Source organism: Derxia gummosa DSM 723 (assembly GCF_000482785.1).
In the GTDB taxonomy this organism is placed as follows: Bacteria; Pseudomonadota; Gammaproteobacteria; order Burkholderiales; family Burkholderiaceae_E; genus Derxia; species Derxia gummosa.
In genome coordinates this window covers 817323-841682 of record NZ_AXWS01000007.1, presented here as the reverse complement: position 1 = coordinate 841682, position 24360 = coordinate 817323, and the positions used below count along the sequence as shown (strand labels likewise).

Sequence of the window (24360 nt, the reverse complement as noted above, 5' to 3'; positions counted from 1 at the left end):
GACACCCTGCACCCGATCATGAGCTCCACCACCGCCCTGACCTTCCAGCCGACTCCCGGCAAGATCCGCGAACTCATCGCGAACCGTCGCCCGGGCTACTGCCTCGACGCGCCGTTCTATACCGACGAGGCGATCTACAAGCTCGACATCGAGGCCATCTTCGGCAAGCACTGGATCTATGTCGGCGTTGAGCCGGAAGTGGCCGAGGCGGGCGACTTCCTGACGGTCGAGATCGGTGGCGAGTCGGTGCTGGTGGTGCGTCATGACGACGGCAGCCTGCGCGCCTTCCACAACGTGTGCCGCCATCGCGGCGCCCGCCTGTGCGAAGAGAAGCACGGCTCGGTCGGCAACCTCGTCTGCCCCTACCACGCCTGGACCTACAACCTCGACGGCGAGCTGGTGCATGCGGGTCACATGGGCTCGGGCTTCGACGCGAGCAAGCACGGCCTCAAGCCGGTGCACGTCAAGAGCATCGAGGGCCTGATCTTCGTGTGCATGGCCAAGGACGCGCCGGCCGACTTCGACGAGCTGGCCAAGATCATGTCGCCGTACATCGCGCCGCATCGCCTCAAGGATTGCAAGATCGCCGCGTCGGTGGACATCGTCGAGCAGGGCAACTGGAAGCTCGTGGTCGAGAACAACCGCGAGTGCTACCACTGCGTGCCCAACCATCCCGAGCTGACGATCTCGCTGTTCGAGTTCGGCTTCGGCTATGCGCCCGGCAGCAACAACACCGAGGCGATCGAGGAGTTCAAGCGCATCGTCGAGACCAGCGCCTGCCGCTGGGAAGGCATGGGCCTGCCGTCGCGCGAGATCGACCATCTGGACGACCGCACCACGGGCTTCCGCACCCAGCGCCTGCCGCTCACGCAGGCCGGCGAATCGCAGACCATGAGCACCGAAGTGGCGTGCAAGAAGCTGCTCGGCGACCTGACCGAACGCGCGCTCGGCGGCCTGAGCTTCTGGACCCAGCCGAACAGCTGGCACCACTTCATGAGCGATCACATCGTGACGTTCAGCATCCTGCCGGTGAGCGCCGGCAAGACCATCGTCCGCACCCAATGGCTGGTGCACAAGGACGCGGTCGAAGGCGTGGACTACGACGTCAACACCCTGACCGAAGTCTGGCGCGCGACCAACGACCAGGACCGCAAGCTGGTCGAGATGACCCAGCGCGGCGCGACCAGCTCGGGCTACGAGCCGGGCCCGTACTCGGAATACACCGAGGGCCTCGTCGAGAAGTTCATGCGCTGGTACATCGGCCGCCTGAACGCGGTGATCGGCTGAGACGGGAGCGGGCGTGATGGAACAGGCGGGCAACAACGCGGGCGGCATGGCCGCGACGGCTTCGGCCGCCGGGGCGGCGGCGATGACGACGGGCGGCGCAACCGCGAACGGCGCCGACGCGCTCGGCCTGCTCGGCGGCGCGCTGCCGCCGGTGTGGGACCGCGAGGCCGACGACCGGCTGGTGTGCGCCCGCGTCATCGACGAGACGCACGACGTGAAGACCTTCGTCTTCCGCGCCGAGCCGCCGCGCCTGTTCCGCCAGCTGCCGGGCCAGTACATCACGCTCGACCTGCCGATCGGCGGCGAGACCGTCACGCGCAGCTACACGATCTCGTCGTCGCCGCTCACGCCCTACGAGCTGGCCGTCACGGTCAAGCGCGTGCCGGGCGGACCGGGCTCGAACTGGCTGCATGACAACCTCAAACCCGGCATGGCGCTGGGCGCGATGGGGCCGGGCGGCGAATTCAGCTGCCTCGCTACCGGCGCGAAGCCGGACGCCAAATACCTCTTTCTGTCGGCCGGCTCGGGCATCACGCCGATGATGAGCATGACGCGCACGCTCGCGGGCCTGAAGCCGGGCAGCGACATCGCGTTCATCCACAGCGCGCGCACCCCGGCCGACCTGATTTTCCACGACGAGCTGCAAGCCCTTGCGCGCCGCGATGCCGGGCTGAAGCTCGGCTTCATCGTCGAGAGCCGCGCGGGCGATGCCGCCTGGGCCGGCCTGACCGGCCGCCTGAGCATCGAGGCGCTGCGGCTGCTCTGCCCCGATTACGCGCGGCGCGAGGTGTACGTGTGCGGCCCGGCGCCGTACATGAAGGCCGCGCGCGCTGCTGCTCGCGGGCGGCCTGCCCGAGGCGCAGTACCACGAGGAAAGCTTCGATTTCGCGACGCTGATGGCGGCGGAAGGCGCCGATGCGGCGGCGGGCTCGGAGGCGGCCGCGGCCGCCCCGGCACCAGCCGTGGCCTCGGATGCGTCCGTGCCGGACAGCGCCGACGCGGTGCTGGCGACGGCGGGCTTCACCGTGAAGCTGAGCCGCTCGCGGCGCGAGTTCGCGTGCCGGCCGGGGCAGACCGTGCTCGACGCGGCGCGCGCGGCGGGCGTGGCGGTGCCGGCGTCGTGCTCGAAGGGCGTGTGCGGGACGTGCAAGGCGAAGCTGCTGGAGGGCAGCGTGGAGATGAAGGCCAACGGCGGCATCCGGCAGCGGGAGATCGATGCGGGGATGCGGCTGCTGTGCTGCTCGGTGCCGACCAGCGACATCGTGGTTGAACGTTGACGCTGTGGTTGCCGCGCGGGGGCGGTGCTTGAGGCATCGCCCGCCCCGGCCGGGCCGTCGCGCCGACTGACGCGGCCCGCTGCGCGGGCTGCCCTCGCGCCGCGCGGGTGACGGGGCCGGCGTGCGAACTCGCGGGCGTTGCCCGCTCAGACATGCACGCCTGAATGCCTCTGCGGCATTCACCCCGCCCCCCGCACGGCACTCGGCGCGTCAGACGGCGCGACGGCCCGGCCGGGGCTGACGCTTGTGGTTGAACGTTGACGCTGTGGTTGCCGCGCGGTTTTTTGTTTGGTTGAACGTTGACGCTGTGGTTGCCGCGCGGGGGCGGTGCTTGAGGCATCGCCCGCCCCGGCCGGGCCGCGACTGGGGAAACCGGGGCTGTTTCTGCGAGGCCGATCAGGGGCAAAGAGGAATCCGGCTGCCGCGCAATGCGCTTGCCAGGTGGCGGTGCAGGCCGCCGCTGTCGGGATCGACGAGAGGCTGGCGGCGGGTGATCCGGCAGGTCTTGATCGCGTCGCCCCAGAGCACCCAGCAATCGGCGCCGGCCTGCTGGGCCGAGCGGTAGAGGATGCCGTCGCAGCCCTGGGCGCGGATCGCGAGCGCGAGTTCCTGCGTCTCGTTGAAGCGCAGCGATTGCAGGACGGGGTAGTGACGGGCGTGCGGTCGCAGGTCGGCGACGCTCAGCGGGCGGCGCGTCTCGACGGTGAGCAGCGTGCGTTGCGCGACCGTGGCGAAAGATAGTTCGCGTGCCTCGCGGCGGGCGAGGGCTTCATAGAGGGCGGTTTCCGGTGCCTCGGCCAGATAGCACGCGGCTTCGTCCGGAAGATCGAAGCGCCCAGACAGCAGCCCGGGCGGCGGCAGCAGGAATCCGCTGATGCGCAGGCTCGGGCGTGTCTCGCGTGTCGTGCGGATGCGCTGGACCCGCGCGAGCGTCTGGCCGGCGGGGAAGGTGGTGATGCTCAGGAACTCAAGGTCGTGAGGCTTCATTGATGGCGTTCAGTTCCCCTCCGAGGCGGCGAGCGCGATCACGCGCTGCGACTGGCCGGCGAGCAGTGCATCGAGCGGCGTCTTCCCGTCGAGCGCGCCGAGCGGCGTTTCGAGGAAGGCCAGCAGCGCCCAGCCCTCGGTCACGCCGAGCGCCTGCGACAGCGCGGGCAGCGCATCCCACACGGCCGGTTCGAACTGCCAGCGCGGCAGGCGATAGCCGCGCTTGGTCTGCGTCAGGCCGATGCAGCGGCCCTTGGCGATCCAGGCATTCACGGTCACGCGAGTCGTTCCCAGCATTTGCGCTGCATCTTCGGTGGACAGCATGTCGTCCTGCGCGAGCCGGTCGAGGCGCGAGGCCAGGCTGTCGGCGAGCAGGGCGCGGGTGTCGGCGGGCGAGAGGTAGTCGGCGGCGGGGGAAGGCGCGGCGGCGCGGCGGCGGGCGGAGGGTTTGGTTTCGGACGAGGTGGATTGGGGCTTCATGGGGTCTCGTCGAAATCAGGGTGCGTTGCGGCCGTCGAACTTGCGCGTGTTGAAGAAGCTCGATGCACGGGGGCTGCGGTTGGTTTCCCGTGGGCGAGGATCGTGCAATGACGCGTGCGAGGTCATCGGAGAGTCGTTCGGAACGGAAAGTTCGTAAAGTCCGTTCAGTATAACGAGTGCGGCGCAAGCCGCGCGACCCCGCCCCCCCCCCCCAGCGGCCCGCCGTTGCGGCCCCCACCGCTTCACGAGGCCCCGCGCGGTCCGGTGCCGGTCGGCGCGCCTCTGGCAAGCCGGACGGCGAGGAGGGCGCGGGTGAGCCGCGCAGCGGCTCAGGCAATCCTGTTTGAAGCCCGCGCAGCGGGCTGAGTTGGATTGCCGGCCCGTGCCCCCCGCAGCCGTCCGGGAACCCTTGCGCGCAGCGCAAGGGCGCCGCCAGTGAAGCGCCGGCGGGCACCGGACCGCGCGGGACCGCTTTCAGCAAGAAGCCGCCGCCGATTCGGCCTCCAGCGCCGCGAGATCCCCCCCCGCGATCGCCTCCAGCCGCGTCGTCACCCGCGCGACCGGCCAGTCCCACCACGCCATGCGCAGCAGCCGCTCCACCGTCGCCGCGTCGAAGCGCATCCGCACCACGCGCGCCGGATTGCCCATCACCACCGCATACGGCGGCACATCCGCGTCCACCACCGCGCGCGGCCCGATCACCGCGCCGTGGCCGATCGTCACGCCCGGCAGCACCAGCGATTCGAAGCCGAGCCGCACATCGCTGCCGACCACCGTGTCGCCGCGCCCCGCCAGCTCGGCCGGGCCGGGCGTCACCTTCTCCCAGCCGCGCCCGAACAGCTCGAAGGGATAGCCGCTGAAGCCGCCGCGCCGCGTGTGGCAGCCGTTCATGAGAAAGCGCACGCCGCGCTCGATCGCGCAGTAGCGGCCGATGACGAGCCGGTCGCCGCGCACCGGCAGGTGGTCGAGCACATGGCGCTCGAATTCGGCCGCGCCGTCGGGGTCGTCGCAGTAGGTGTAGTCGCCGATGAGCACGTTCGGATGGCGCACGACATTGGCGATGAAGCACACGCGCATGCGCCCGGCGAGCGGATGCGGGTCGCGCGGGCTGGGGCCGAGCATCGTCCGGCCTCAGGGGCGCAGCAGCGCGACGGGCGAGCCGGGCAGGGGCGCGCTCGACACCGGCCTGGCGCCGGCCGCGCTCGGTTCGGCCGGCTTCGGCGCGGCGAGCGCGGGCGGCTGGGGTGCGGGCACACGGTTGCGCACCGCCGGCCGCGACTTGAGCCAGGCCAGCATCGCGCGCAGGTCGTCGTCGCTCAGGCTGCCGGTCGCGCTCCAGGGCATGGGCGGCAGGACCGGGCGGCCGACGCCGAGATGCTTGCCGGTGCGCATCGTGCGGATGAAGTCGGCGTCGCTCCAGGCGCCGAGGCCGGTGTCGGCGTCGGGCGTGAGGTTGGCCGAGTAGCTGACGCCCCACGGCCCCCAGAAGGCGGTGTTGCTGCCGGCGCCGCCCCACAGCCACGGACCGGCGGCGGCCGGCGCGGGTGGCAGGGCCATGCCCTCGGGATGGCCGGACAGGCCGCGCGCGAGGTCGGGCTCGGGGCCGTTGGGACCCATGCGCAGCGGCGTGTGGCAGTCGGCGCAGGCGGCGCCGCGCACGAGGTAGCCGCCGCGCGCGACGAGGCGACGCAGGGTGGCGGGGTCGGACGGGCGGACGCCATTGGCGCCGGCCGGGGCCGAGGTGGCGGTGGCCGGGCTGGTGGCGTGGGGCGCGTCGGTGCCCTTGGCGGCCGGTCCGCCCGTCTCCCCGGCGCGCGCCGGCAGCGGCAGGGCCGCGAGCGCGCCGAGCGCGACGATCGCCGTGCCGACCGCGGCGCGGATGAGCAGGCGGTCAGGCGACATCGACGAGCCCCTCGTGCTGGGCCAGGCCGAGGCCGCGCGCGAGCTTGTCCCAGCCGCTCGCGGGCAGATGGCGGCGCGCGATCGCGAGCACGCCGTCGAACACCGGCGCGGGCATGCCGGCGCGCATGCCGCCGAACATCTCCAGCCGCTCCTGCGGCGTGAGCGCCGGGATCATCCAGCGCAGCGTCGCGGCCATCTCGCCGGGCGGGATCGCGGCGTGGATGCGCGCCTCGATCGCGCGGATCTCGTGCGGGTCGAAGCAGGCGTGGAGCACGTCGGTGTTGTGCGATTCCTCGTGCGCCATGTGCTCGAAGTTCTCGCCGGCGAACACCGCGAAGCGCCGGTACAGCGCGAGCGTCGCCTCGCGCGCCTCGGCGCCGCGCCGGCCGCGTGCGAGCGCGGCCTGGGCGCGCAGCGCGCCGATGCCGGCGAGGTGATCGACATGGTCGTCGGCGGTCTGCGCGACGGCGCCGGGGCGGACCGCGTCGATCGCGGCGTGGATGAATTCGTTCTCGTGCGCGACATGCGATTCGCAGAGGTCGAGCGCCTCGTCGAGCTGGGCGTGGACGACGTCGCGCTCGGCCTCGTCGTCGCAGTCGAGGCGGGCGAGGGCGCAGAGCGTGTCGGCGAGCATCAGGCGGATCGCCTTGTGGATGAAGCGGTAGATGTCGGTCTGGGCGGGGCGGGTCATGCGGGTCTCCTGACGGCGTTGCTGGCCGGGTTGCGTCCGGCGCGAGAGGCGTCGGGCGGGTGAGGCAAGTCTCGTCAGGCGGGCTTCGGGGCGTTGCTAAATCTCCGCTAAGCCTTTCCTAAGAAATTGCTAAGCGGGCGGGTGCCGCGCCGCCGGTGGGAGGGCAGTGCGAGGGCGGGCCGGCGAGGGGGCCGCGCGCCGTCGCGGCGAGGCCCGGCTTCCGGCGCGCGGTGGCCGTCGCCCGCCGTCCGGCCCGTGACTTTCGTCACGTACCGCCCGGCCGCTGATTACAGTTGCGCCTTTCCCGCTCCCCGCGCCCGCGCCCATGGCCGCCCTGCCACCCGATCTCAAGGAGTTCCTGCGCCTCGGCGTGTCGATCCACATCGGCGGCTGCGATGCCGAGGGCCGGCCGGCGCATGCGCGCTGCCTGGCGCTGCGCGTCGAGCCGGACGAGCGGCTGTCGGTGCTGCTGTCGGGCGTGTCGGGCGCGCAGGTGCTGGAGGCGATCCGCCAGACCGGGCTGGTCGCGGGCGTGTTCTGCCTGCCGACCACGCACCGCACCTACCAGATCAAGGGCCGCGACGCGGTCGTCGCGCCGCCGCGCGCCGAGGACTGGCGCCACCGCCTCGCGCACAAGCACGCCTTCGCCACCGAGATCGCGCCCTTCGGCTTCTCGTTCGAATTCACGTCGGCCTGGTTCGACGCGCCGGCCGAATCGTTGATGACCGTGAGCTGGACCGTCACCGGCGCCTGGGACCAGACGCCCGGCCCCGGCGCGGGCGCGGCGGTGGAGCTGCTGCCGTGAACCGCCGTCCGCCGAGCCGCCCGACCGTCGCCACCGCCTCATCCCGGAGCCGCGCATGAACCGCCCCGCCGGCTTCGACCTCCCGCTCGCCAGCGTGCGCCGCATGTTCGAGGGCGTGATCCCGGCCACGCTGTGCACCGCCTCGCCCGACGGCGTGCCTCACCTCTGCTTCCTCACCCAGGTGGAATACGTGGACGACGAGCACGTCGCGCTGTCCTTCCAGTTCTTCAACCGCAGCCGCCAGAACATCCTCGCCACCCGGCGCGCCGCGCTCACGGTGGACGATCCCTACACCGCCGCCGGCATCGAGCTGGACATCGAGTACCTGCGCACCGAGCAGTCCGGCCCGCTGTTCGAGCGCATGAAGGCCAAGCTCGCCGGCATCGCCGCGCACACCGGCATGACCGGCATCTACCGCCTCCAGGGCGCCGACGTGTACCGCGTGCTGGCGGTGCACAAGCTGCCGGGCCGCAACGAGCTGGAAGCGCCCGCGCCGCGGTGCGACCTCGCCTCGGCGAGCCGCGCGCTGTCCGAACGGCTGGCCGCCTGCACCGACATGGCCATGCTCATCGACACCGCGATGACCGGCCTGCGCGAGCTGCTGCGCATCGACCATTCGATGCTGCTGCTGGCCGACCCGGCGCTCGGCCGGCTCTACACCGTGGCCAGCCTCGGCTATGAGCGCTCGGGCCTCGGCTCGGAGATCGCGATCGGGCAGGGCATCGTCGGCCTCGCCGCGCGCGAGGGTGTGCCGATGCGCATCGGCCACATGAGCCAGGCCTATGCCTACGGCCGCGCGATCCGCGCCACGGCGATCGCCCAGGGCGTCGAGGCCGTCGCCGACGAATCGCCGATTCCGCTGCCCGGCCTCGCCAACCCGCGCAGCCAGCTCGCCGTGCCGCTGCGCAGCATGGGCCGCGTGATCGGCGTGCTGCTGGTGGAAAGCGACCACGACCAGCACTTCAGCTACGACGACGAGGACGCGCTGACGGTGCTCTCGACCCAGCTCGCGATGGGGCTGACGCTGCTTCAGCCGGTGGAGCCGGAGCCGGTCGCGCCCGAGCCGGCGGGCCGGGGTGCGGTGGGCGGCGCGCTGCCGAGCAGCGGGGCGGCGGCCGGGACTGGCGGCGGGGCGGGCGCAGCCGGTGCCGACGCTGCCGGCATGACGGACGCGGGCACCTGCCAGCCACCGCCCGACGCGCCGCTGCTCGTGCTGCGCCACCACGCGCCGACCGACAGCGTCTTTCTCGGCGCCGACTACCTCATCAAGGGCGTGGCCGGCGCGATCCTCATGCGCCTGGTCGAGACCTGGCAGGCCGAGGGCCGCTGCGAATTCACGAACCGCGAGCTGCGCGTGGACCCGCGCCTGCGCCTGCCCGACATCACCGACAACCTCGAAGCGCGGCTGATCCTGCTCCAGCGCCGGCTGGCGGAGCGCGATGGCGGCATCCGCATCGAGAAGACGGGGCGGGGGCGGTTCCGGCTGGTGGTGGCGGGGGCGGTGCGGGTCGAGGCGATCGCCTGACGTTCGGCTGTGAGCCGTGGTTGCGTGGTTGCGAGTGCTGCGCCGGGGGCGGTGCTTGAGGCAGCGCCCGCCCCGGCCGGGCCGGGCGCTGCCCGATGCGTCGTGCTGCGATCAAGGAAACCGGGGCTTGCCTCGGCGGCCCGGGCAGCCCCGCGCTGTGCAGATCAGCCCGATCCGCGGTCGGCTCCCCAAGCAGCGCGACCGTCACACTCGCGCGGCCCCCAACGGCCGTGACCGTTTCACGAGGCCCCGCGTGGTCCGGTGCCTGTCGGCGCGCCTCTGGCAAGCCGGACGGCGAGGAGGGCGCGGGTGAGCCGCGCAGCGGCTCAGGCAATCCTGTTTGAAGCCCGCGCAGCGGGCTGAGTTGGATTGCCGACCCGTGCCCCCCGCAGCCGTCCGGGAACCCTTGCGCGCAGCGCAAGGGCGCCGCCAGTGAAGCGCCGGCGGGCACCGGACCGCGCGGGGCCGCTCTCAAAAAACAAGAGCTGCCGGTCACAGCCCCCGGTGATGCCGAACCAGCCGCAGCACCGAATCCCGCAGCGGCCCGTCGTCGAGCTCGCCCGCGAGCCGCTCCCAGCCCTCGACCTGCTCCGGCTTCAACCCGGGCTTGGGCGGATGCTCCGGCGCAGGCCCCCAGGCCGGATCGCCCACGCCGTACTTCACCCGCACCTGCACGTCATGAAAGTTCCAGCCCTCCAGCCGCAGATGCTCCAGCAGACTCGGCGCCGCGTTCTTCAGCTTGGCCGCCTGCGCCTGCATGCCCACCACCAGCAGCAGCCGGGGCTTGAGCGCGATGCCCACCGTCTCGCGCACCCACACCGCGCCCATGCGCCGCGCGCGGCAGAAGCGATCGACCGCCGTCTGCAAGGAAATGAGCCGGTCGACCGACGGCAGCATCGGGCCGAGGCCGTCGATGTCGGACAGCCAGTTGGTGAGGGGAAGGGCGCGCGGACGTGACATGACCCGATGGTAAGATGCCCAGCGTTTTTTCCGGCGCCCGTCAAGCGGCTTTCACGACGGCGCCCTTCGCGCAACACCTCGACCGGCCGTTCCCATTTCCCCTCGCTCGGCGCGCCCTTCGAGCCGGTTGTGCGCCCTCCCGACGGAGGCGCCACCGGCCCTGAACGCCGCGACGCGCGGTCCGCGAGGCCACCCGGCACGCGGACCTTCTGGTGTCTCCCATGCTCGGACTCGTCAAGAAAATCTTCGGCAGCCGCAATGACCGGCTGCTCAAGCAGTACCGCCGCACCGTCGCGCAGATCAACGCGCTCGAAGCGAGCATCCAGCCGTTGAGCGACGACCAGCTCAAGGCCAAGACCGTCGAATTCCGCGACCGCCTCGCCAAGGGCGCCACGCTCGACGACCTGCTGCCCGAAGCCTTCGCCGTCGTGCGCGAGGCCGGCAAGCGCGTCATGGGCATGCGCCATTTCGACGTGCAGCTCATCGGCGGCATGGTCCTGCACTACGGCAAGATCGCCGAGATGCGCACCGGCGAGGGCAAGACGCTCACCGCCACGCTGCCCGTCTATCTCAACGCGCTCAGCGGGCGCGGCGTGCACGTCATCACGGTCAACGACTACCTCGCGCAGCGCGACGCCGAATGGATGAGCCGGCTCTACGGCTTTCTCGGCCTCACGACGGGCATCAATCTGTCGCAGATGCCGCATGCGCAGAAGCAGGCCGCCTATGCCGCCGACATCACCTACGGCACCAACAACGAGTTCGGCTTCGACTATCTGCGCGACAACATGGTCTACGGCCTGCAGGACCGCGTGCAGCGCAGCCTCGTGTACGCGATCGTCGACGAGGTGGACTCGATCCTCATCGACGAGGCGCGCACGCCGCTCATCATCAGCGGGCCGGCCGAGGACCACACCGACGTCTACGTGAAGATGAACGCCGTCCCGCCGCTCATGCAGCGCATGGAGGACGAGCCCAAGCCCGACGAGCCCGATTCGCCCGGCGACTTCTGGATCGACGAGAAGGCGCACCGCATCACGCTGTCGGAAGCCGGCTTCGCCAAGGCCGAGGAGACGCTGTCGCGCATGGGCCTGCTGCCCGAGGGCGCGTCGCTGTACGACCCGGCCAACATCGCGCTCATGCATCACCTGATGGCGGCGCTGCGCGCGCACTACCTGTTCCACCGCGACCAGCATTACGTGGTGCGCAACGGCGAGGTGACGATCGTCGACGAGTTCACCGGCCGGATGATGGTGGGCCGGCGCTGGTCCGACGGCCTGCACCAGGCGGTCGAGGCCAAGGAAGGCGTGAAGATCCAGGCCGAGAACCACACGATGGCCTCGATCACCTTCCAGAACTACTTCCGCATGTACGAGAAGCTGGCGGGCATGACGGGCACGGCCGATACCGAGGCCTACGAGTTCCAGGAGATCTATGCGCTGGAGACGGTGGTCATCCCCACCAACCGTCCGCCGCAGCGCAAGGACATGAACGATCAGGTGTTCCGCAGCGCGCGCGAGAAGCACAACGCCATCGTCGCCGACATCAAGGAATGCCACGGTCGCGGCCAGCCGGTGCTGGTCGGTACCACGTCGATCGAGAACTCCGAGGTGCTGAGCCAGCTGCTGACCGAGGCCGGTCTGCCGCACGAGGTGCTCAACGCCAAGCAACACGAGCGCGAGGCGCTGATCGTGGCCCAGGCGGGCAAGCCGGGCGCGGTGACGATCGCCACCAACATGGCCGGGCGCGGTACCGACATCGTGCTCGGCGGCAATGTGGACAAGCAGATCGAGCTGGTCGTCAACGCCGCCGACGTGAGCGACGACCAGAAGCAGGCGATGGCGCAGACCCTGCGCGATGAATGGCAGGCCCAGCACGACCTCGTGCTGCGCGAAGGCGGGCTGAAGATCATCGGCACCGAGCGCCACGAGAGCCGCCGCGTCGACAACCAGCTGCGCGGCCGCGCGGGCCGCCAGGGTGATCCGGGTGCCTCGCGCTTCTATCTGTCGCTCGACGATCCGCTGCTGCGCATCTTCGCGGGCGACCGCGTGCGCGCGGTGATGGACCGCCTCAACATGCCCGACGGCGAGGCGATCGAGGCCGGCATCGTCACGCGCAGCATCGAGGGCGCGCAGCGCAAGGTCGAGGCGCGCAACTTCGACATCCGCAAGCAGCTGCTGGAGTACGACGACGTTTCCAACGACCAGCGCAAGGTGGTCTACCAGCAGCGCAACGAGATCCTGGCCGAGGCGGACGTGGGCGACATGGTGACCAACCTGCGTCACGGCGTCGTGACCGACATCTTCCGCGCCCATGTGCCGGAGGAGTCGGTGGAAGAGCAGTGGGACCTGAAGGCGGCCGAGGCGGCCTTCCGCGACGACCTGCACATCGACGTACCGCTCGCGCAATGGCTCGAAGCCGACGACAAGCTCAGCGACGACGACCTGCTCCAGCGCGTGCTGGCCGCGGCCGACGATGCCTACTCGGCCAAGGTGGCGCTGGCCGGGCGCGAGGCCTTCAACGGCTTCGAGCGCAGCGTGATGCTCCAGGCGCTCGACACCGCGTGGCGCGAGCATCTGGCGGCGCTCGACTATCTGCGCGAGGGCATCCACCTGCGCAGCTACGCCCAGAAGAACCCGAAGCAGGAATACAAGCGCGAGGCCTTCGAGCTGTTCGGCCAGATGCTCGACAAGGTGAAGCTCGAAGTCACGCGCATGCTGATGGCGGTGCGCGTGCAGACGCAGGAGCAGATTGCCGAGGCCGAGGCGCAGATCGACCGCGCGGGCGAGGCTGTGCTGGAGCGGGCCCAGGGCCGGCATGCGGAGTTCGACGATCTCGGCGAGGTCGCGGCGGGGGATGCGGGCGCGGCGGTGGCCGTGGCGTCGGCCGCGACGGCGGTGGCCACTGGCGAGCTGCCGAAGGTGGGGCGCAACGACCCCTGCCCTTGCGGCTCGGGCAAGAAGTACAAGCAGTGCCACGGACGGATCGAGTGATGGTGCTTGTGGCTTGAGAGTGCGGACGGGTCGCTTCGGCGGCCCGTTCTGCTTTTGGGCGTCGGCGGCTGTGACGGTCTTGAGGCTGGATGGCGCTGGCTTCTTTTCTGGCAGCGGCGCGGAGCGGGGATCGGGCCGGGGCGCGGGCGACTGGAGCGGCCGGCCCGGTGGGCCGGCTTCCCTCGCTGCCTTCGGTAGCTCGCGGGTCGGCTTGCTAACTCAGCCGGCTGCGCCGGCTTCAGACAGGCAAGCCTGAACGGCCTGCGGCCGTTCCCCCACGCCTACCTCGTTCGCTCGGCGCTCCAGACGCCCGCGCCTCGGCCCGATCCCCGCTCCGCGCCTCGTGAAGCGATCACGGTCGCCGACGCTCAACGGGTGGGCAGTACAAAAAGCATCGGTACTGCTTCAAGGCCCGACGCTTGACACTCTTGCGAGCACGAGCACGAGCACGAGCACGAGCACGAGCACGAGCACGGCCAAGCCGTGCAATCGGCCGCCAGCGCTTCGATCCCCCGCCGCGCGCCGTCCGAGAGCAAGCGCCGAAAGCGCAACGCGCGCGCCCCACCCGAAGGCAAGCCGCGCGCGTTGCAAACGCTGTCAGTCAGGCCAGGCCGGCAGCGTTACACGCCGACCTTGCCCCCGCCCGTCTTGCGGATCACCAGCGTCGCCGAGCGCGGCCGCGCCGTGCCGCCCTCCGGCCAGTGGCTGCCGAAGGCCGCCGGGTCCGCGACCGAGGCCGTGTCCTCGCCCGGATGCTGGATGTTCACGAACAGCGTCTCGCCGTCGGGCGTCTCGGCCAGGCCGGTGATCTCGCACTGCTTCGGGCCGACCAGGAAGCGGCGCAGCAGCGTGCCCGGCGCCTTGCCGACGTAGGTGGTAACTGTCTTCGTCGCGCCGGTGCTGTCGGTGCTCGTCACCGACTTCGACGCGCCGTCGCCGACCTTGCCCGGCACCGCCGCGAGCAGCATGCAGTTGGTCACGTCGGTGTAGGCGCCGTCGTCGGTCTCGATCCAGAGCAGGCCCGGATTGGCGCGGCTGAACCACAGGCCGTCGGGGCTGGAAAAGTCGTTGTCGGCCGTGAGGTTCGACAGGTTGATCGTCGCGGCGTCGGCCGTGGAACGCGCGCCGAAGGCGTAGATGTCCCAGGTGAACGTGGTCGCGGCGGCGTCGCCGCCCGCTTCCTTCCAGCGCAGGATGTGGCCGTTGGGATTGCCCCACTGGTCGCCGCCGGTGGTCTTGCGGTCGTTGTAATGGCGCGGGTTGGCGGCGTCGACGCTGGCCAGCGTGCGGTTGCCGGCGTTGCTGTTGGTGAGCGTGACGTAGACCTCGCCGTTGACCGGGTTGACGGCGGTCCACTCGGGGCGGTCCATCTTCGTGGCGCCGACCACGTCGGCGGCGAGGCGGGCGTTGACGAGCACGTCGGCCTGGCTCGCGAACGGGTAGTTCGCGGCGGCGGCGGTGATGCCGTTCTTGCCGAAGCTCAGTTCGATCCACTGGCCGCTGCCGTCGGCGTTGAACTTCGCCACGTAGAGCGTGCCGTCGTTCATGTACTTGTCGCCGGCGGCGTAGCCCTTGCCGATGTCGGCGGCGTCCCAGTTGGCCTTCGACACGAACTTGTAGATGTATTCGTTGCGCGCGTCGTCGCCCATGTACCAGACCAGGGGCTTGCCGACGGTCACGGGGCCGAGCCAGGCGCCTTCATGGCCGAAGCGGCCCAGCGCCGTGCGCTTGCGCGGCGCGGCGGCCGGCGCGAAGGGGTCGATCTCGACCACCCAGCCGAAGGTGTTGGGCGCGTTGCGGAAGTCGTCGGCGGCGGTTTCGCCGGTGACGCTCGCGTTCCAGCGCGCAAAGCGGGTGTCGGCCGCGTCCTCGGTCACGACCGTGGTCCAGCGGTAGTTGCCGCTGTTGCCGGCGTTGATGCCGACGCGCTTGAGCGCGGTGACTTCGGCGGCGCTGCGGCTCGCGTCATCGGTGGCGGCGCGCTTGAAGTAGCCGGCCCAGTTTTCCTCGCAGGTGAGGTAGGTGCCCCAGGGCGTGTTGCCGTTGGCGCAGTTGTTGATGGTGCCGCGCGTGGCGGCGCCGGTGGTCGAGTACTTCGTGACGACGAGCGCGCTCTGGGCCACCGGACCGGCGAGATCGACGGGCGTGAGCGAGGTGACGCGGCGGTTGAAGCCCGAGGTCGGCACATGGGCGTAGCCGCCGCCCGACCTGACCAGTTCGTTGATCGACACGCCGTGGGCGTTCATCTCCTTGATGCACTCGTCGGCCACGGTGCGCACGCCCTCGACCGTGGTCGGGCCGTTGGCATGCAGGAAGAGCTGGGTGATGTTCTCGTGGTTCATCGCGAGCAGGCCGCGCGCCGATGCGTTCGCGTCCCAGGCGGTGCCGGCGGCGTTGACGCCGAACCAGAACATGCCGTCGTGATGGTCGCCGAGGCGGTGCTCGAAGGAATCGCCGGTTTCCGCGCCGAGGTTGCCGTAGGCGGCGGTGGCGGCGTTCATCGGGTCGCCGAGCCTGAGGATCGGCGTGGCGGTGTAGCCGGCCGGCACGACGACGGCGTCGGCCAGGCTCTTGGCCACGGCGGTGAAGCCGAGCGCGCTCACCTGGTTGCCGCCGCCGTTGTCGTTGTCGTCGTCGCTGCCGCAGGCCGCGAGCGAGAACGCGCCGAACATCGACAGCGCGGCGCCGCCGACGCCGCCCTTGAGCAGGCCGCGGCGCGACAGGCGCGCATTCAGCACCTCGCCGAAGTGCGGGTTGGCGGACGGATTGACGATGGCGTCTTCGTCGTGGTCGATCTCGATGCGCGCGGGTTGCTGCTTCATGCCTTGGCTCCGGTGAAAGGACGGCGAAGGGTGAAGCGGCGGATTGAAAGTTTGATGACAGCTGGAGGGCGACTCGAGTGCCTGCGCGCCTGGATGTGCAAGCCGCGCGACCAGCGGGGGCCGCGCGGCGATCGTGCTCAGTCGGCGCAGCGGTGCCGCGCGCGCCAGGCATCGAGCGAAAGCCGGCCGCCGCCGGCGCAGCCGAGGCCGATCAGCGCCGCGCCCCACCAGGCGTGCGACTGGATCGCGGCCGGGCATTCGAAGCCGAACAGCGCCGGATACGAGATCACCGCCACCGCGTTCACGGCCGCCAGCGCGAGCGCCGCCGGCCGCGTGAGCAGCCCGACGAACAGCAGCGGCGGCAGCAGCAGCTCGCCGGCCGCGCCCGCGACGGCGGCGAGGTGGGGCGGCAGCAGCGGCACCGCGTACTCGCTCTCGAACAGCGCGAGCGTCGAATCCCAGTCGGCGAGCTTGAGCATGCCGGAGTGGAAGAACTGCCAGCCGACGTAAAGCCGCAGCGCGAGCAGCCAGAGCGACAGGCCCCAGCCGGCGAGCAGGCGGTCAACCGGCGACCAGAGCGTGAGGACGGGATTCATGGCGTGGGCTTTCATCAAGGGGGAGAAGACGGGTCCAGGCAGCGGCGGCGATGCCGGCTGCAAGCGATTGCATGAGCTGGTCGGCATCGAGGCCCGCAGCCTCGGCGGCGAGGCCGAGCGCCTGGCCGGTGGCGAGTTGCCGGAACAGGGCTGCTGCGGCCGGGTCGAGCACGACGGCATCGGCGCGCAAGGCCGGACGGCCCACGAGCAGCGTTTCGCGGCAGGCCGGGACGGGCGGTGCGGTGCCGTCGATCGCGGCATCGGCTGGCATGGCGGAAGCTGCGGCGCGAGTGCCGGCCGTCGGTTCGGGCCAAGCGTCGTCGCCGGAAACCTCCCCGGCGACGAGCCGCGCGTGCAGCGCATGAATGCCGGCATCGAGCACGAGTACCCGCGCGGCCGGATGCGGCACGAGCCTCGCGCCGGCGACCGTGGCGGGGTCGGCGGCAGCGAGGCAGGCCAGCGTCAGCACGGGCGCGTCGGGCGCCGACCAGGCGCAATGCAGCGCCCAGTCAAGGCGGGCAAGGTCGGCCAGCCAGCGACGCTCGGCAAAGGCGGGATGCGCCTCGACGAAACCGGCCAGCGCTTCGCCCCAGCCGTCGAGATTGCCGCTGCGCGAGGGGTGCAGCCGCACCAGCAGGCGGGCGAGCGCATCGAGATTGGTGGCACCGAGCACGCGTGCGACCGCGGGATAGGCGCCGCGCAGCGCGGCCGACGCATGCGCGGCGAGGCTGCCGCGATAGAGCGCGACGCGGTGCGCGAGGCTGCCGCGCGGCTGCGGCTGCGGCTGCGGCTGCGGCTGCGGCTGTGCCTGTGCCTGTGCTTGTGCCTGTGCTTGTGCGTCGTCGTCGGCATCGGCATCGGCATCGGCATCGGCGTCGGCCGGCGCCTCGGCCGTCCCGGCACCGACCTCGCGGATCGCGCACCAGGGCAGGAAGGCGGCCGCCGAGTCCCGATCGAGGATTGCCCGGGCAAAGGCCTGCTGCCAGTCGGCGATGGCGGGACGCGCCCGCCGCGCCTCGATGCCGCCGAGAGCGCGGCGCTCCGGCGCGGGAGCGGCTGGGCCGACCGAGGTCGGCGCCGATTCTGCAAGCGATTGCAGTGCCAGCTTGCGCACGGCCGTCGCCTCGTCGAGCAGCTCGGCGAGCGGCGGGAGGTTGGTGTCGCGCTCGATCAGCGTCGGCACCGGGCCGATGCGGGCGACGAACTCGCGGTAGAGCGCCAGTGCCTCGGCGCCGACGGCGCTGCCGTGGTCGTCGATCGCCACGTCATCGACGAGGCTGTGTCCGGCCAGATGCACCTCGGCCACCAGTTCGCCCGGGATCGCGGCGAGCGCGGCGCGCGGGTCGGTGCCGAGGTTGATGCGGTTGACCACGTAGTTGTTGATGTCCACCAGCAGCCGGCAGCCGCTGCGCCGCGCCAGCTCGACGAGAAAGCCGCTCTCGTCGTATTCGTCGCCGGCGGCGCGTAGCAGCGCCGAGACGTTCTCGATTGCGATCTCGCGGCCGAGCGCGTCCTGGGCCTCGCTCACGCGATCGACCATGAGCGCGAGCGTCGCGCGGTCGAGCGGCATCGGCAGCAGGTCGTTGAGGTGGCGTCCGGGCACGGCGCCCCAGCACAGATGCTCCGACACGAGCGCCGGCCGCACCCGGCGCACCAGTCGTGCAAGCCTTTGCAGATGCGCGCGGTCATAGCCGCGCGCCGAGCCGAGACCGAGGCCGACGCCGTGCAGGCTCAACGGCCAGTCGGCGGCGAGGCGATCGAGCAGCGCGGGTGCCGCGCCGCCCTCGGCAAAGAAGTTTTCCGAATGCAGCTCAAGCCAGTCGGGCCGGCGCGCGGCATGTTCCGGCCCGAGTCCGGCCGCGAAGGCGGCGTGATGCGGCGCGCGCAGCCCGATGCCGACCGGGCAGGCGCCGCCGCGCATGGCGATGTCCATGATGCGGAGGCGTCGCGCGGGCGTCAGGCCTTCTTGCCGCCCATCTTTTCGCAGCTGCCGACGGGCACCATCTTGAAGTCGGTCGGGTCGTTGTCGGCCTTGCTCTGGCCGGCGCAGGCGTGGGTGCCGGTCTTGTTGGCGCAGTCGTTCTGGCCGGCCTTGGCGACGCCGTAGCACTTTTCCTTGCTGGTGGCCTTCTCCATGTCGTCGGCGGCCGAGGCGGGCAGGGCGGCTGCGAGGGCGAGACCGGCGAGGGCGGCGGCGATGAGGGACTGGTTGCGCATGTGAAGCTCCTTCGATGACGGGATGGAAGGAGGCGGCAGGCTTGCCGCCCCGGGCCGCGCTTGGCGGTCCCGGTGCTTGATCGCGTGAGGGGCGGGGTTCTTACAGCCGCCGATGAAGATTTCTCAGCCGTTTGTCGGCGATGTCCGGCGACAAGGGGGGCGGGGGTGGTGTCGGACGAGACGTGGCGAGAGCGAGGCGATGGCGATGGCGATGGCGCGCGCTTCGCTGCCGCGCGGCGTCATTCGCCGGTACGGTCGCCGGGTTCGTCGCCGCTGTCGCGGTAGCGGCGCAGCAGGCGACGCATGACGGCGAGCTGCTCGCGGTAGCGGCGGCAGTTGTCGCAGATGGCGAGATGCAGGCGCAGGCCGAGGTTCTCGGCCACGTTGAGCTTGCGGTCCTGGGCGTCGGACATGAGGCGCGCGGCCTCGCGGCAGTTCAGCATGGGCGGCGCTCCGCGAACCAGCGCTGGTCGAGGCATTCGCGCAGCCGCAGCCGGGCGCGATGCAGCATCACGAAGAGATTGTTGGCGGCGATGCCGAGTTCGGTGCAGACCTCGTCGGTGTCGAGCCCGACCACCTCGCGCATCAGGAACACGCGGCCGAGGCGCGGCGGCAGGCCGTCGAGGCAGGCATCCATCACCGCGAGGAACTGGCGGTCGGACAGCGCGGCCTCGGGGTCGGCCCAGGGGCGCGGCGCGGTGGCGGGCGCCCAGTGGCCGTCGTTGACGAACAGCAGCTCGTCGAGATCGACGTCGGCCTCGTCGCCGTCGATGCCGGCCGGCGCGAGGTCGCTCGCGCACACGGTGCGGCGGCGCGCGCGCAGCTGGTCGGCGATCTTGTTCTTGAGAATGGCGAAGACCCAGGTGCGCGCGGCCGCGCGGCCGGTGAAGCGTTCGGCGCCCGCGAGCGCGCCGATGAGGGCTTCCTGCACCGCGTCGTCGGCGCTGGCGTCGTCGCCGAGTTGCAGGCGGGCGAAGCGCTGCATCTGCCGGCGCAGGTCGGCGAGCAGGGCGGGATCGGCAAGGAGGGCGGCGGCGCTGCCGGGCGGGGCGGTCGCGGTCATGGCGGGCTGGGGGCGAGAGCGGCGGGCGGCGGGGATGGTCGCACGCGCGGCAGGCGCGCGGCGCACGCGAGGCATGCGCGGGGCGCCCGCGCCGCGCGCCGGCCGGCAGAAGCGGCCGGCAGGCGCGGGCATCGAGCATCGGCGCGCCGACCCGCGCCCGCGCAAGCCGCCGCGCGCCGCGCTCGTGGACAATCGCGGCTTCTTTCAGGAGCCAGCACCATGTTCACCGGCATCGTCCAGGCGGTCGCGAAGGTCGCGGCCATCACCGACCGCGCGGGCCTGCGCACCTTCGGCATCGAGTTTCCCGAAGGCTTCACCGAGGGGCTCGCCATTGGCGCGAGCGTCGCCCATGACGGCGTCTGCCTCACCGTCACGCGCCTGACCGGCCCCAATTCCGCCGAGTTCGACGTGATGCAGCAGAGCCTCGCGATCACCACGCTCGGCGGCTTCGGCGTCGGCGACGGCATCAACGTCGAGCGCGCGGCGAAGGATGGCGCCGAGATCGGCGGCCATCCCATCTCGGGCCATGTCGATTTCACCGCCACGCTCGCGGCGATCCGCCAGCCCGAGAACAACTACGTGCTGCGCTTTGCCGTGCCACCGGCCGGGCTCAAGTACATCTTCCCGAAGGGCTACGTCGCGGTGAACGGCGCGAGCCTGACCATCGCCGAGGTCAACCGCGAGGAAGGCTGGTTCGAGGTCTGGCTCATCCCCGAGACGCTGCGCATGACGACCTTCGGCAGCAAGAAGGTCGGCGACCGCATCAACATCGAGATCGAGCGCGGCACCCAGGTGGTGGTGGACACGATCGCCAGCGAGATCGAGCGTCGCCTTGGGCCCCTGCTGCCGGCGCTGGAAGCGTTCGCGCGCGAGCGCGGCATCGCGGTGGGCGATCTCACGGCGCCGATCGCCACGCCGGTGATCGACTTCAACAAGGGTTGAGGCGCGCGGGCCGGGCCGGCGCCGCGATGCGCGCGGCGGGCCGGCTCGGCGCCGCGACCGTCAGCCCCGTCAGTCCCGCCTCACACCCGCCTCGGCGCCGCGAGCGCCGGCGCCATCGACATCAGCACCAGCGTGAGCGCGAGCGGGATCACCGCGCCGAAGCCCACATGCTTGAACGCGAGCGCGCCCGTCACCCCGCCGACGAAGAAGGCGCCCACGAGCAGCCCGTGCAGCCGCAGCCGGCGCCGGTTGGCCTGCACGGCCGGCCGGTCGGGCGCGCCGCCGTCGCGGTTCCAGTACAGCAGCTTGCCCAGCTCGATGCCGATGTCGGTCACGAGGCCGGTGACGTGGGTGGTGCGGATCTCGGCGTTGGAGATCTTGGTGATGAGCGCGTTCTGCAGGCCCATCACGAAGCACAGCAGGATCGCGCCGAGCGACACGCTCACGATCTCGTGCGGGCTCAGGCGCGCGCCCACGGCGCCGAACACGAGCAGCAGCACCGCCTCGGTCAGCAGCGGCGGCAGATACACATGCCGCCGCGCGCCGCGCCGGCCCCAGTTGACGAGCAGCGCCGTCGTCGCCGCGCCGCCCACGAAGGCCGCGATCGACAACAGCGCCGCCAGCACCAGCCCGATCTGGCCGAGCGCGAGGTTGTCGGCCGCCGCCGAGACCATGCCGGTCATGTGCGAGGTGTACTGCCCGATCGTCAGGAAGCCGCCCGCGTTGAGCGCGCCGGCCGTGAACGCGAGCGTGATGCCGAGATGCTGGTTGGCGCGCGCCGAGCGTTCGGGCGCGGTGAGGGCGCTGAGATAGGCGATGGGCATGGGGCGGGTGGCGAAGAACGTGGCGGCTGCCGGCCGTGGCGGGACGGCCGCTGGCGGCATGGCGGTCAGCCCGCATTGTCGCGCCGTGCCATGCGCGCGCCAGAATGCGACCCCGCGCGACCCGACCGTCGCGCGCTCCAGCAACGGCCAGCGGCCACCGGGGGAAACAGCCGATGCGGCTCTACATGGCCCGACACGGGCAGACCGATCTCAATGCGCAGCAGCGCTTCCAGGGCACGAGCGACCCGCCGCTCAATGCCGAGGGCATCGCCCAGGCCGAGGCGCTCGCGCTGCGGCTGCCGCCGGGGCTGACGCGCATCGTCGCCTCGCCGCTGCGGCGCGCGCACCAGACCGCCGCCATCGTCGCCGCGCGCCACGGGCTGCCGGTGCTGTTGATGGAGGGCTTCCGCGAGCGCGCCTACGGCGTGTTCGAGGGCCTGTGCCGCGAGGAGATCGAGGCGCGCTATCCCGAGCTGTGGGCGCGCCGCATCGCGCGCCACTGGGACGACGGCCCGCCCGGCGGCGAGACGATGCGCGCGGCGGTCGAGCGGGTGCGCGCCGCGCTCGACGCGCTCGCGGCCGAGCATGCGGGCGAGACGGTGCTGCTCGTGGCGCACGGCTTCGTCGCGCGCGCCGTTCATCTGCTGCTGCGCGAGCTGCCGCCCGAGGCCTTCTACGACGCGCCGATGATCGGCAACGCCGAGTTCGAGTTCTTCGACGCCCTGCCGCCGGGCGGCCCGCCGCGCTGACGGCGCGCCCGACAGCCTGCGCCGTTCCACAAGGAAAAATTGCGCGACAGCCCGGTCACCGGTCGTCCGTTATCCCGTGCACAGGCGAGGAATGCGTCACGGACCGAGCGAGTGTCATGCGCGCGTGCTTGCTCGCGCTTCTGCCCCGAGGCGGCGCGTGGCAGCATCGCGCCCCACAAAAAACGAACAAGACACCGCCCGGCAGCACGGTCACAAGCCCGACCGGGACGGCATGCCCGATCGCCCGTTCAGAGGCAACCGAAGGGAGACTCCCATGCTGGATTCCGCAATGCTGCAAAGGCTGCTCGATGTGACCGCCCCCTGGCGTGTCGCCGACTGCCGGCTTGAACCCGAACAGCGCCTCGCAAGCGTGCGCATCGCGCCCGAACTCGAGCGCGGCCTGTTCAAGACCCGTGAAGTGCGCACCGTGCGCGAGCTGCGCTGGCGCCATCTCGACATGCTCGGCTGGCGTGTCGAGCTGACGATCGCGCTGCCGCCCGACACCGCCGCACCCGACCTGCCCTGGTGCGGCGAAACCGGCCAGCCCTTCACCCGCGCGCTGGCCGCGCGGGTCGGCACGGCGCGCCGCGTCGGACTCGATGCCGACGGCATTGCCCGGCTGCTCGAACTGCCGTCCGACGAGGTCAAGCTCACGCTGCGCCTGCTCGACCTGACCGGCAACGCACCCGCCGCCCGCGCCGCGCAGCCGGCGCCGGCCGCCGCCCTCGGCGAGGCGGCACGGCTGTCGGTGCAGTCGGCCGCCGACGCGGTGCGTGCCCCGCAGGGCTCGGCGCCGCGCGCGGCGTCGGTCGCGGCCCAGGCGGGCGCGGCATCCGTGGCGGAGGTCGCGCCCGTCGCCGCATCCGCTTCCGTGGCCGCCCCCATCGCTGCGGCCGACGCCACGCCGGCGGTGCCCGACGCCGGCTCGCCGGTCTGGGGCGCGCTCGTGGGTGGCGTGATCGACATCGAGATCCAGCAGCTCGGCCTCAAGCTGCTGCTCAACAAGCTGCGCGCCGGAGTGGACGAACTGCCGCTGGCCGAGCGCGAGCGCCGCGCCGGCGAGCTGCACACCTACTTCGGCCGCAACCTGCGCCAGCTCGGCCCCGAGACCCTGCAACTCATGCGCGCCGCGCGGAGGCAGGCATGATCCCCGCCATGCTCGCGCGCGGCGGCGGCGTGCTCGTCAGCGTGGAGGAGGCCGCCGAGCGGCTGCGTACCGGCCGCTTCCACGCCGTCGCCGCCGACGAGACCGCGCTGCGCCGCCTGCCCGCCGGCAACTGGATCGGCGGCAGCATTCCCTACTTCATGGGGCCGGACGGCGGCGAGGCCGCGCGCGACAAGGTCTTCCTGACCGAGATCCGCGGCTATCGCGGCGCGCCCGAGATCCGCCGCTACGACCTGCGCAACATCGCCCGCATCTGCGAGGACGCGCCGGACAACGGCTGGTCCATCCTCATCCTGCCGGCCTTCACGGCGCTGCATTCGGCCTTCGCGCATGACGCGCCCGACTACGCCGACATGTACACCAAGCCGCTCGCCGGCTGGATCGCGGGCGTGCATCTCGACGACCTCGGCCAGCGCGTGCCGCTGGTGGTGGACGGCCGCTCCCTCACCTTCGACGCCGAGTCGGCGATGGTCATGCACATCGCGCTGCCGCCCGACCGCCATGCGCGCATCGACACGATCAACGTGTTCGAACCCGGCCCGGGCGAGGGCATCCGCTTCCCGAAATCGGGTTTCATCGTCGAGGGCTGCGAGGTGGACGGGCTGCCCGTGAGCTTCGCCGGCTGGCTGTCGCGGCATCGCATCGACACGCGGCTGCCGCTGGTGGCCGACTACTGCGGCGCGCGCATCAACGTGAGCATCAAGCGCATCGACCAGGCGCGCGGCACGGTCGAGTTCTACGCGCCGGTGTTCGAGGGCGTGGAATACCGCGTCGCCTCGCCGGTGCAGGACTGGATGAGCGCCTTCCGCGCCGTGCTGCCGCGCGACCTGGAGGCGCCCGCCTTCAGCTGCAACTGCATCCTCAACTACCTGTACGGCGGGCTGGAGGGGCAGCGCACCGGGCCGCTGACGGGACCGATCACCTTCGGCGAGATCGCCTACCAGCTCGTCAACCAGACGCTGGTGCACGTCTCGATCGAGGGCTGAGGCCGGCGCGCGGCTCGGCACCGCGCGCCATCGTGGTTTGCGCCAAGTGGTCTTTTCCGGGTTATGCAGACGCTTGCAAGAGACCACAC

Annotated in this window: 21 protein-coding genes and 1 pseudogene; 9 read left to right on the top strand and 13 right to left on the bottom strand. The window is 71.7% G+C overall.

Annotation, left to right across the window (positions count from 1 at the left end; all coding sequences use genetic code 11):
* Positions 1 to 18 precede the first annotated feature (18 nt).
* Positions 19 to 1287: an aromatic ring-hydroxylating oxygenase subunit alpha gene (locus tag H566_RS0104865; protein ID WP_034410487.1), complete on the top strand. Its 1269-nt coding sequence runs from the start codon at positions 19 to 21 to the stop codon at positions 1285 to 1287.
* Between the two features lie 13 nt (positions 1288 to 1300).
* A pseudogene (locus tag H566_RS22980) lies at positions 1301 to 2564 on the top strand (FAD-binding oxidoreductase).
* A 396-nt stretch (positions 2565 to 2960) separates the two neighbouring features.
* Here H566_RS22980 and H566_RS0104855 read toward each other — a convergent pair.
* From H566_RS0104855 to H566_RS0104835, 5 genes are all read right to left on the bottom strand, one after another.
* A complete protein-coding gene (locus tag H566_RS0104855; protein ID WP_028310549.1) occupies positions 2961 to 3551 on the bottom strand; it encodes an RES family NAD+ phosphorylase in 591 nt (196 codons plus the stop codon).
* A gap of 9 nt (positions 3552 to 3560) precedes the next feature.
* Positions 3561 to 4031: a helix-turn-helix domain-containing protein gene (locus H566_RS22975; RefSeq protein WP_051378049.1), complete on the bottom strand. Its 471-nt coding sequence runs from the start codon at positions 4029 to 4031 to the stop codon at positions 3561 to 3563.
* 474 nt (positions 4032 to 4505) lie between these two features.
* The gene (locus tag H566_RS0104845; RefSeq protein WP_028310548.1) at positions 4506 to 5153 is read right to left on the bottom strand and encodes a CatB-related O-acetyltransferase; all 648 of its coding nucleotides are present in this window, start codon (positions 5151 to 5153) and stop codon (positions 4506 to 4508) included.
* Between the two features lie 9 nt (positions 5154 to 5162).
* The gene (locus H566_RS27210) at positions 5163 to 5933 is read right to left on the bottom strand and encodes a c-type cytochrome (RefSeq protein WP_051378047.1); all 771 of its coding nucleotides are present in this window, start codon (positions 5931 to 5933) and stop codon (positions 5163 to 5165) included.
* The gene (locus H566_RS0104835) at positions 5923 to 6624 is read right to left on the bottom strand and encodes a hemerythrin domain-containing protein (RefSeq protein WP_028310547.1); all 702 of its coding nucleotides are present in this window, start codon (positions 6622 to 6624) and stop codon (positions 5923 to 5925) included. The genes H566_RS27210 and H566_RS0104835 overlap by 11 nt, the downstream gene beginning before the upstream one ends.
* A gap of 325 nt (positions 6625 to 6949) precedes the next feature.
* Between H566_RS0104835 and H566_RS0104830 the strand changes: the two genes are divergently transcribed.
* Positions 6950 to 7429: a hypothetical protein gene (locus H566_RS0104830; RefSeq protein WP_028310546.1), complete on the top strand. Its 480-nt coding sequence runs from the start codon at positions 6950 to 6952 to the stop codon at positions 7427 to 7429.
* 55 nt (positions 7430 to 7484) lie between these two features.
* Entirely contained in the window at positions 7485 to 8954 is a 1470-nt protein-coding gene (locus H566_RS0104825) for a GAF domain-containing protein (protein WP_028310545.1), read from the top strand.
* 492 nt (positions 8955 to 9446) lie between these two features.
* Here the strand turns inward: H566_RS0104825 and H566_RS27205 are convergent, their stop codons facing one another.
* Positions 9447 to 9914 (bottom strand): hypothetical protein, encoded by a 468-nt coding sequence (locus tag H566_RS27205; protein WP_051378045.1) that lies wholly within the window; start codon positions 9912 to 9914, stop codon positions 9447 to 9449.
* Between the two features lie 221 nt (positions 9915 to 10135).
* Here H566_RS27205 and secA point away from each other — a divergent pair, with 221 nt between their 5' ends.
* Entirely contained in the window at positions 10136 to 12907 is a 2772-nt protein-coding gene (gene secA, locus H566_RS0104815; RefSeq protein ID WP_034410484.1) for a preprotein translocase subunit SecA, read from the top strand.
* Between the two features lie 620 nt (positions 12908 to 13527).
* On the opposite strand, the gene H566_RS0104810 is transcribed toward secA, so the two are convergent.
* The 6 genes from H566_RS0104810 to H566_RS22955 form a co-directional block, all read right to left on the bottom strand.
* Positions 13528 to 15729: a PhoX family protein gene (locus H566_RS0104810; RefSeq protein WP_034410482.1), complete on the bottom strand. Its 2202-nt coding sequence runs from the start codon at positions 15727 to 15729 to the stop codon at positions 13528 to 13530.
* A 137-nt stretch (positions 15730 to 15866) separates the two neighbouring features.
* A complete protein-coding gene (locus H566_RS0104805) occupies positions 15867 to 16325 on the bottom strand; it encodes a DoxX family protein (RefSeq protein ID WP_028310542.1) in 459 nt (152 codons plus the stop codon).
* Positions 16291 to 18258 (bottom strand): MbnB/TglH/ChrH family RiPP precursor modification enzyme, encoded by a 1968-nt coding sequence (locus tag H566_RS29360; protein WP_051378043.1) that lies wholly within the window; start codon positions 18256 to 18258, stop codon positions 16291 to 16293. Before H566_RS29360 ends, H566_RS0104805 begins: the two co-directional genes overlap by 35 nt.
* A 23-nt stretch (positions 18259 to 18281) precedes the next feature.
* Entirely contained in the window at positions 18282 to 18542 is a 261-nt protein-coding gene (locus H566_RS0104795) for a BufA1 family periplasmic bufferin-type metallophore (protein ID WP_028310541.1), read from the bottom strand.
* A gap of 239 nt (positions 18543 to 18781) precedes the next feature.
* Complete coding sequence (locus tag H566_RS0104790; protein ID WP_028310540.1) at positions 18782 to 18985, bottom strand: zf-HC2 domain-containing protein; 204 nt, start codon at positions 18983 to 18985, stop codon at positions 18782 to 18784.
* Positions 18979 to 19605 (bottom strand): sigma-70 family RNA polymerase sigma factor, encoded by a 627-nt coding sequence (locus tag H566_RS22955; RefSeq protein WP_034410479.1) that lies wholly within the window; start codon positions 19603 to 19605, stop codon positions 18979 to 18981. Before H566_RS22955 ends, H566_RS0104790 begins: the two co-directional genes overlap by 7 nt.
* A gap of 219 nt (positions 19606 to 19824) precedes the next feature.
* On the opposite strand from H566_RS22955, the gene H566_RS0104780 reads away from it, so the two are divergent.
* Positions 19825 to 20547 carry a riboflavin synthase gene (locus H566_RS0104780; RefSeq protein WP_028310539.1) on the top strand — a complete coding sequence of 241 codons (723 nt, stop codon included), beginning with the start codon at positions 19825 to 19827 and terminating at the stop codon, positions 20545 to 20547.
* A gap of 80 nt (positions 20548 to 20627) precedes the next feature.
* Here the strand turns inward: H566_RS0104780 and H566_RS0104775 are convergent, their stop codons facing one another.
* On the bottom strand, positions 20628 to 21371 hold the full coding sequence (locus tag H566_RS0104775; protein ID WP_028310538.1) for a YoaK family protein: 744 nt from the start codon (positions 21369 to 21371) through the stop codon (positions 20628 to 20630).
* A gap of 173 nt (positions 21372 to 21544) precedes the next feature.
* Here H566_RS0104775 and H566_RS22950 point away from each other — a divergent pair, with 173 nt between their 5' ends.
* The 3 genes from H566_RS22950 to H566_RS0104760 all read left to right on the top strand — a co-directional run bounded on the left by H566_RS22950 (position 21545) and on the right by H566_RS0104760 (position 24271).
* On the top strand, positions 21545 to 22120 hold the full coding sequence (locus H566_RS22950) for a histidine phosphatase family protein (RefSeq protein ID WP_051378041.1): 576 nt from the start codon (positions 21545 to 21547) through the stop codon (positions 22118 to 22120).
* Between the two features lie 274 nt (positions 22121 to 22394).
* Entirely contained in the window at positions 22395 to 23267 is an 873-nt protein-coding gene (locus H566_RS0104765) for a hypothetical protein (protein ID WP_156924288.1), read from the top strand.
* Positions 23264 to 24271: a DUF6976 family protein gene (locus H566_RS0104760; protein ID WP_034410477.1), complete on the top strand. Its 1008-nt coding sequence runs from the start codon at positions 23264 to 23266 to the stop codon at positions 24269 to 24271. Before H566_RS0104765 ends, H566_RS0104760 begins: the two co-directional genes overlap by 4 nt.
* The last annotated feature ends 89 nt before the right edge of the window (positions 24272 to 24360 follow it).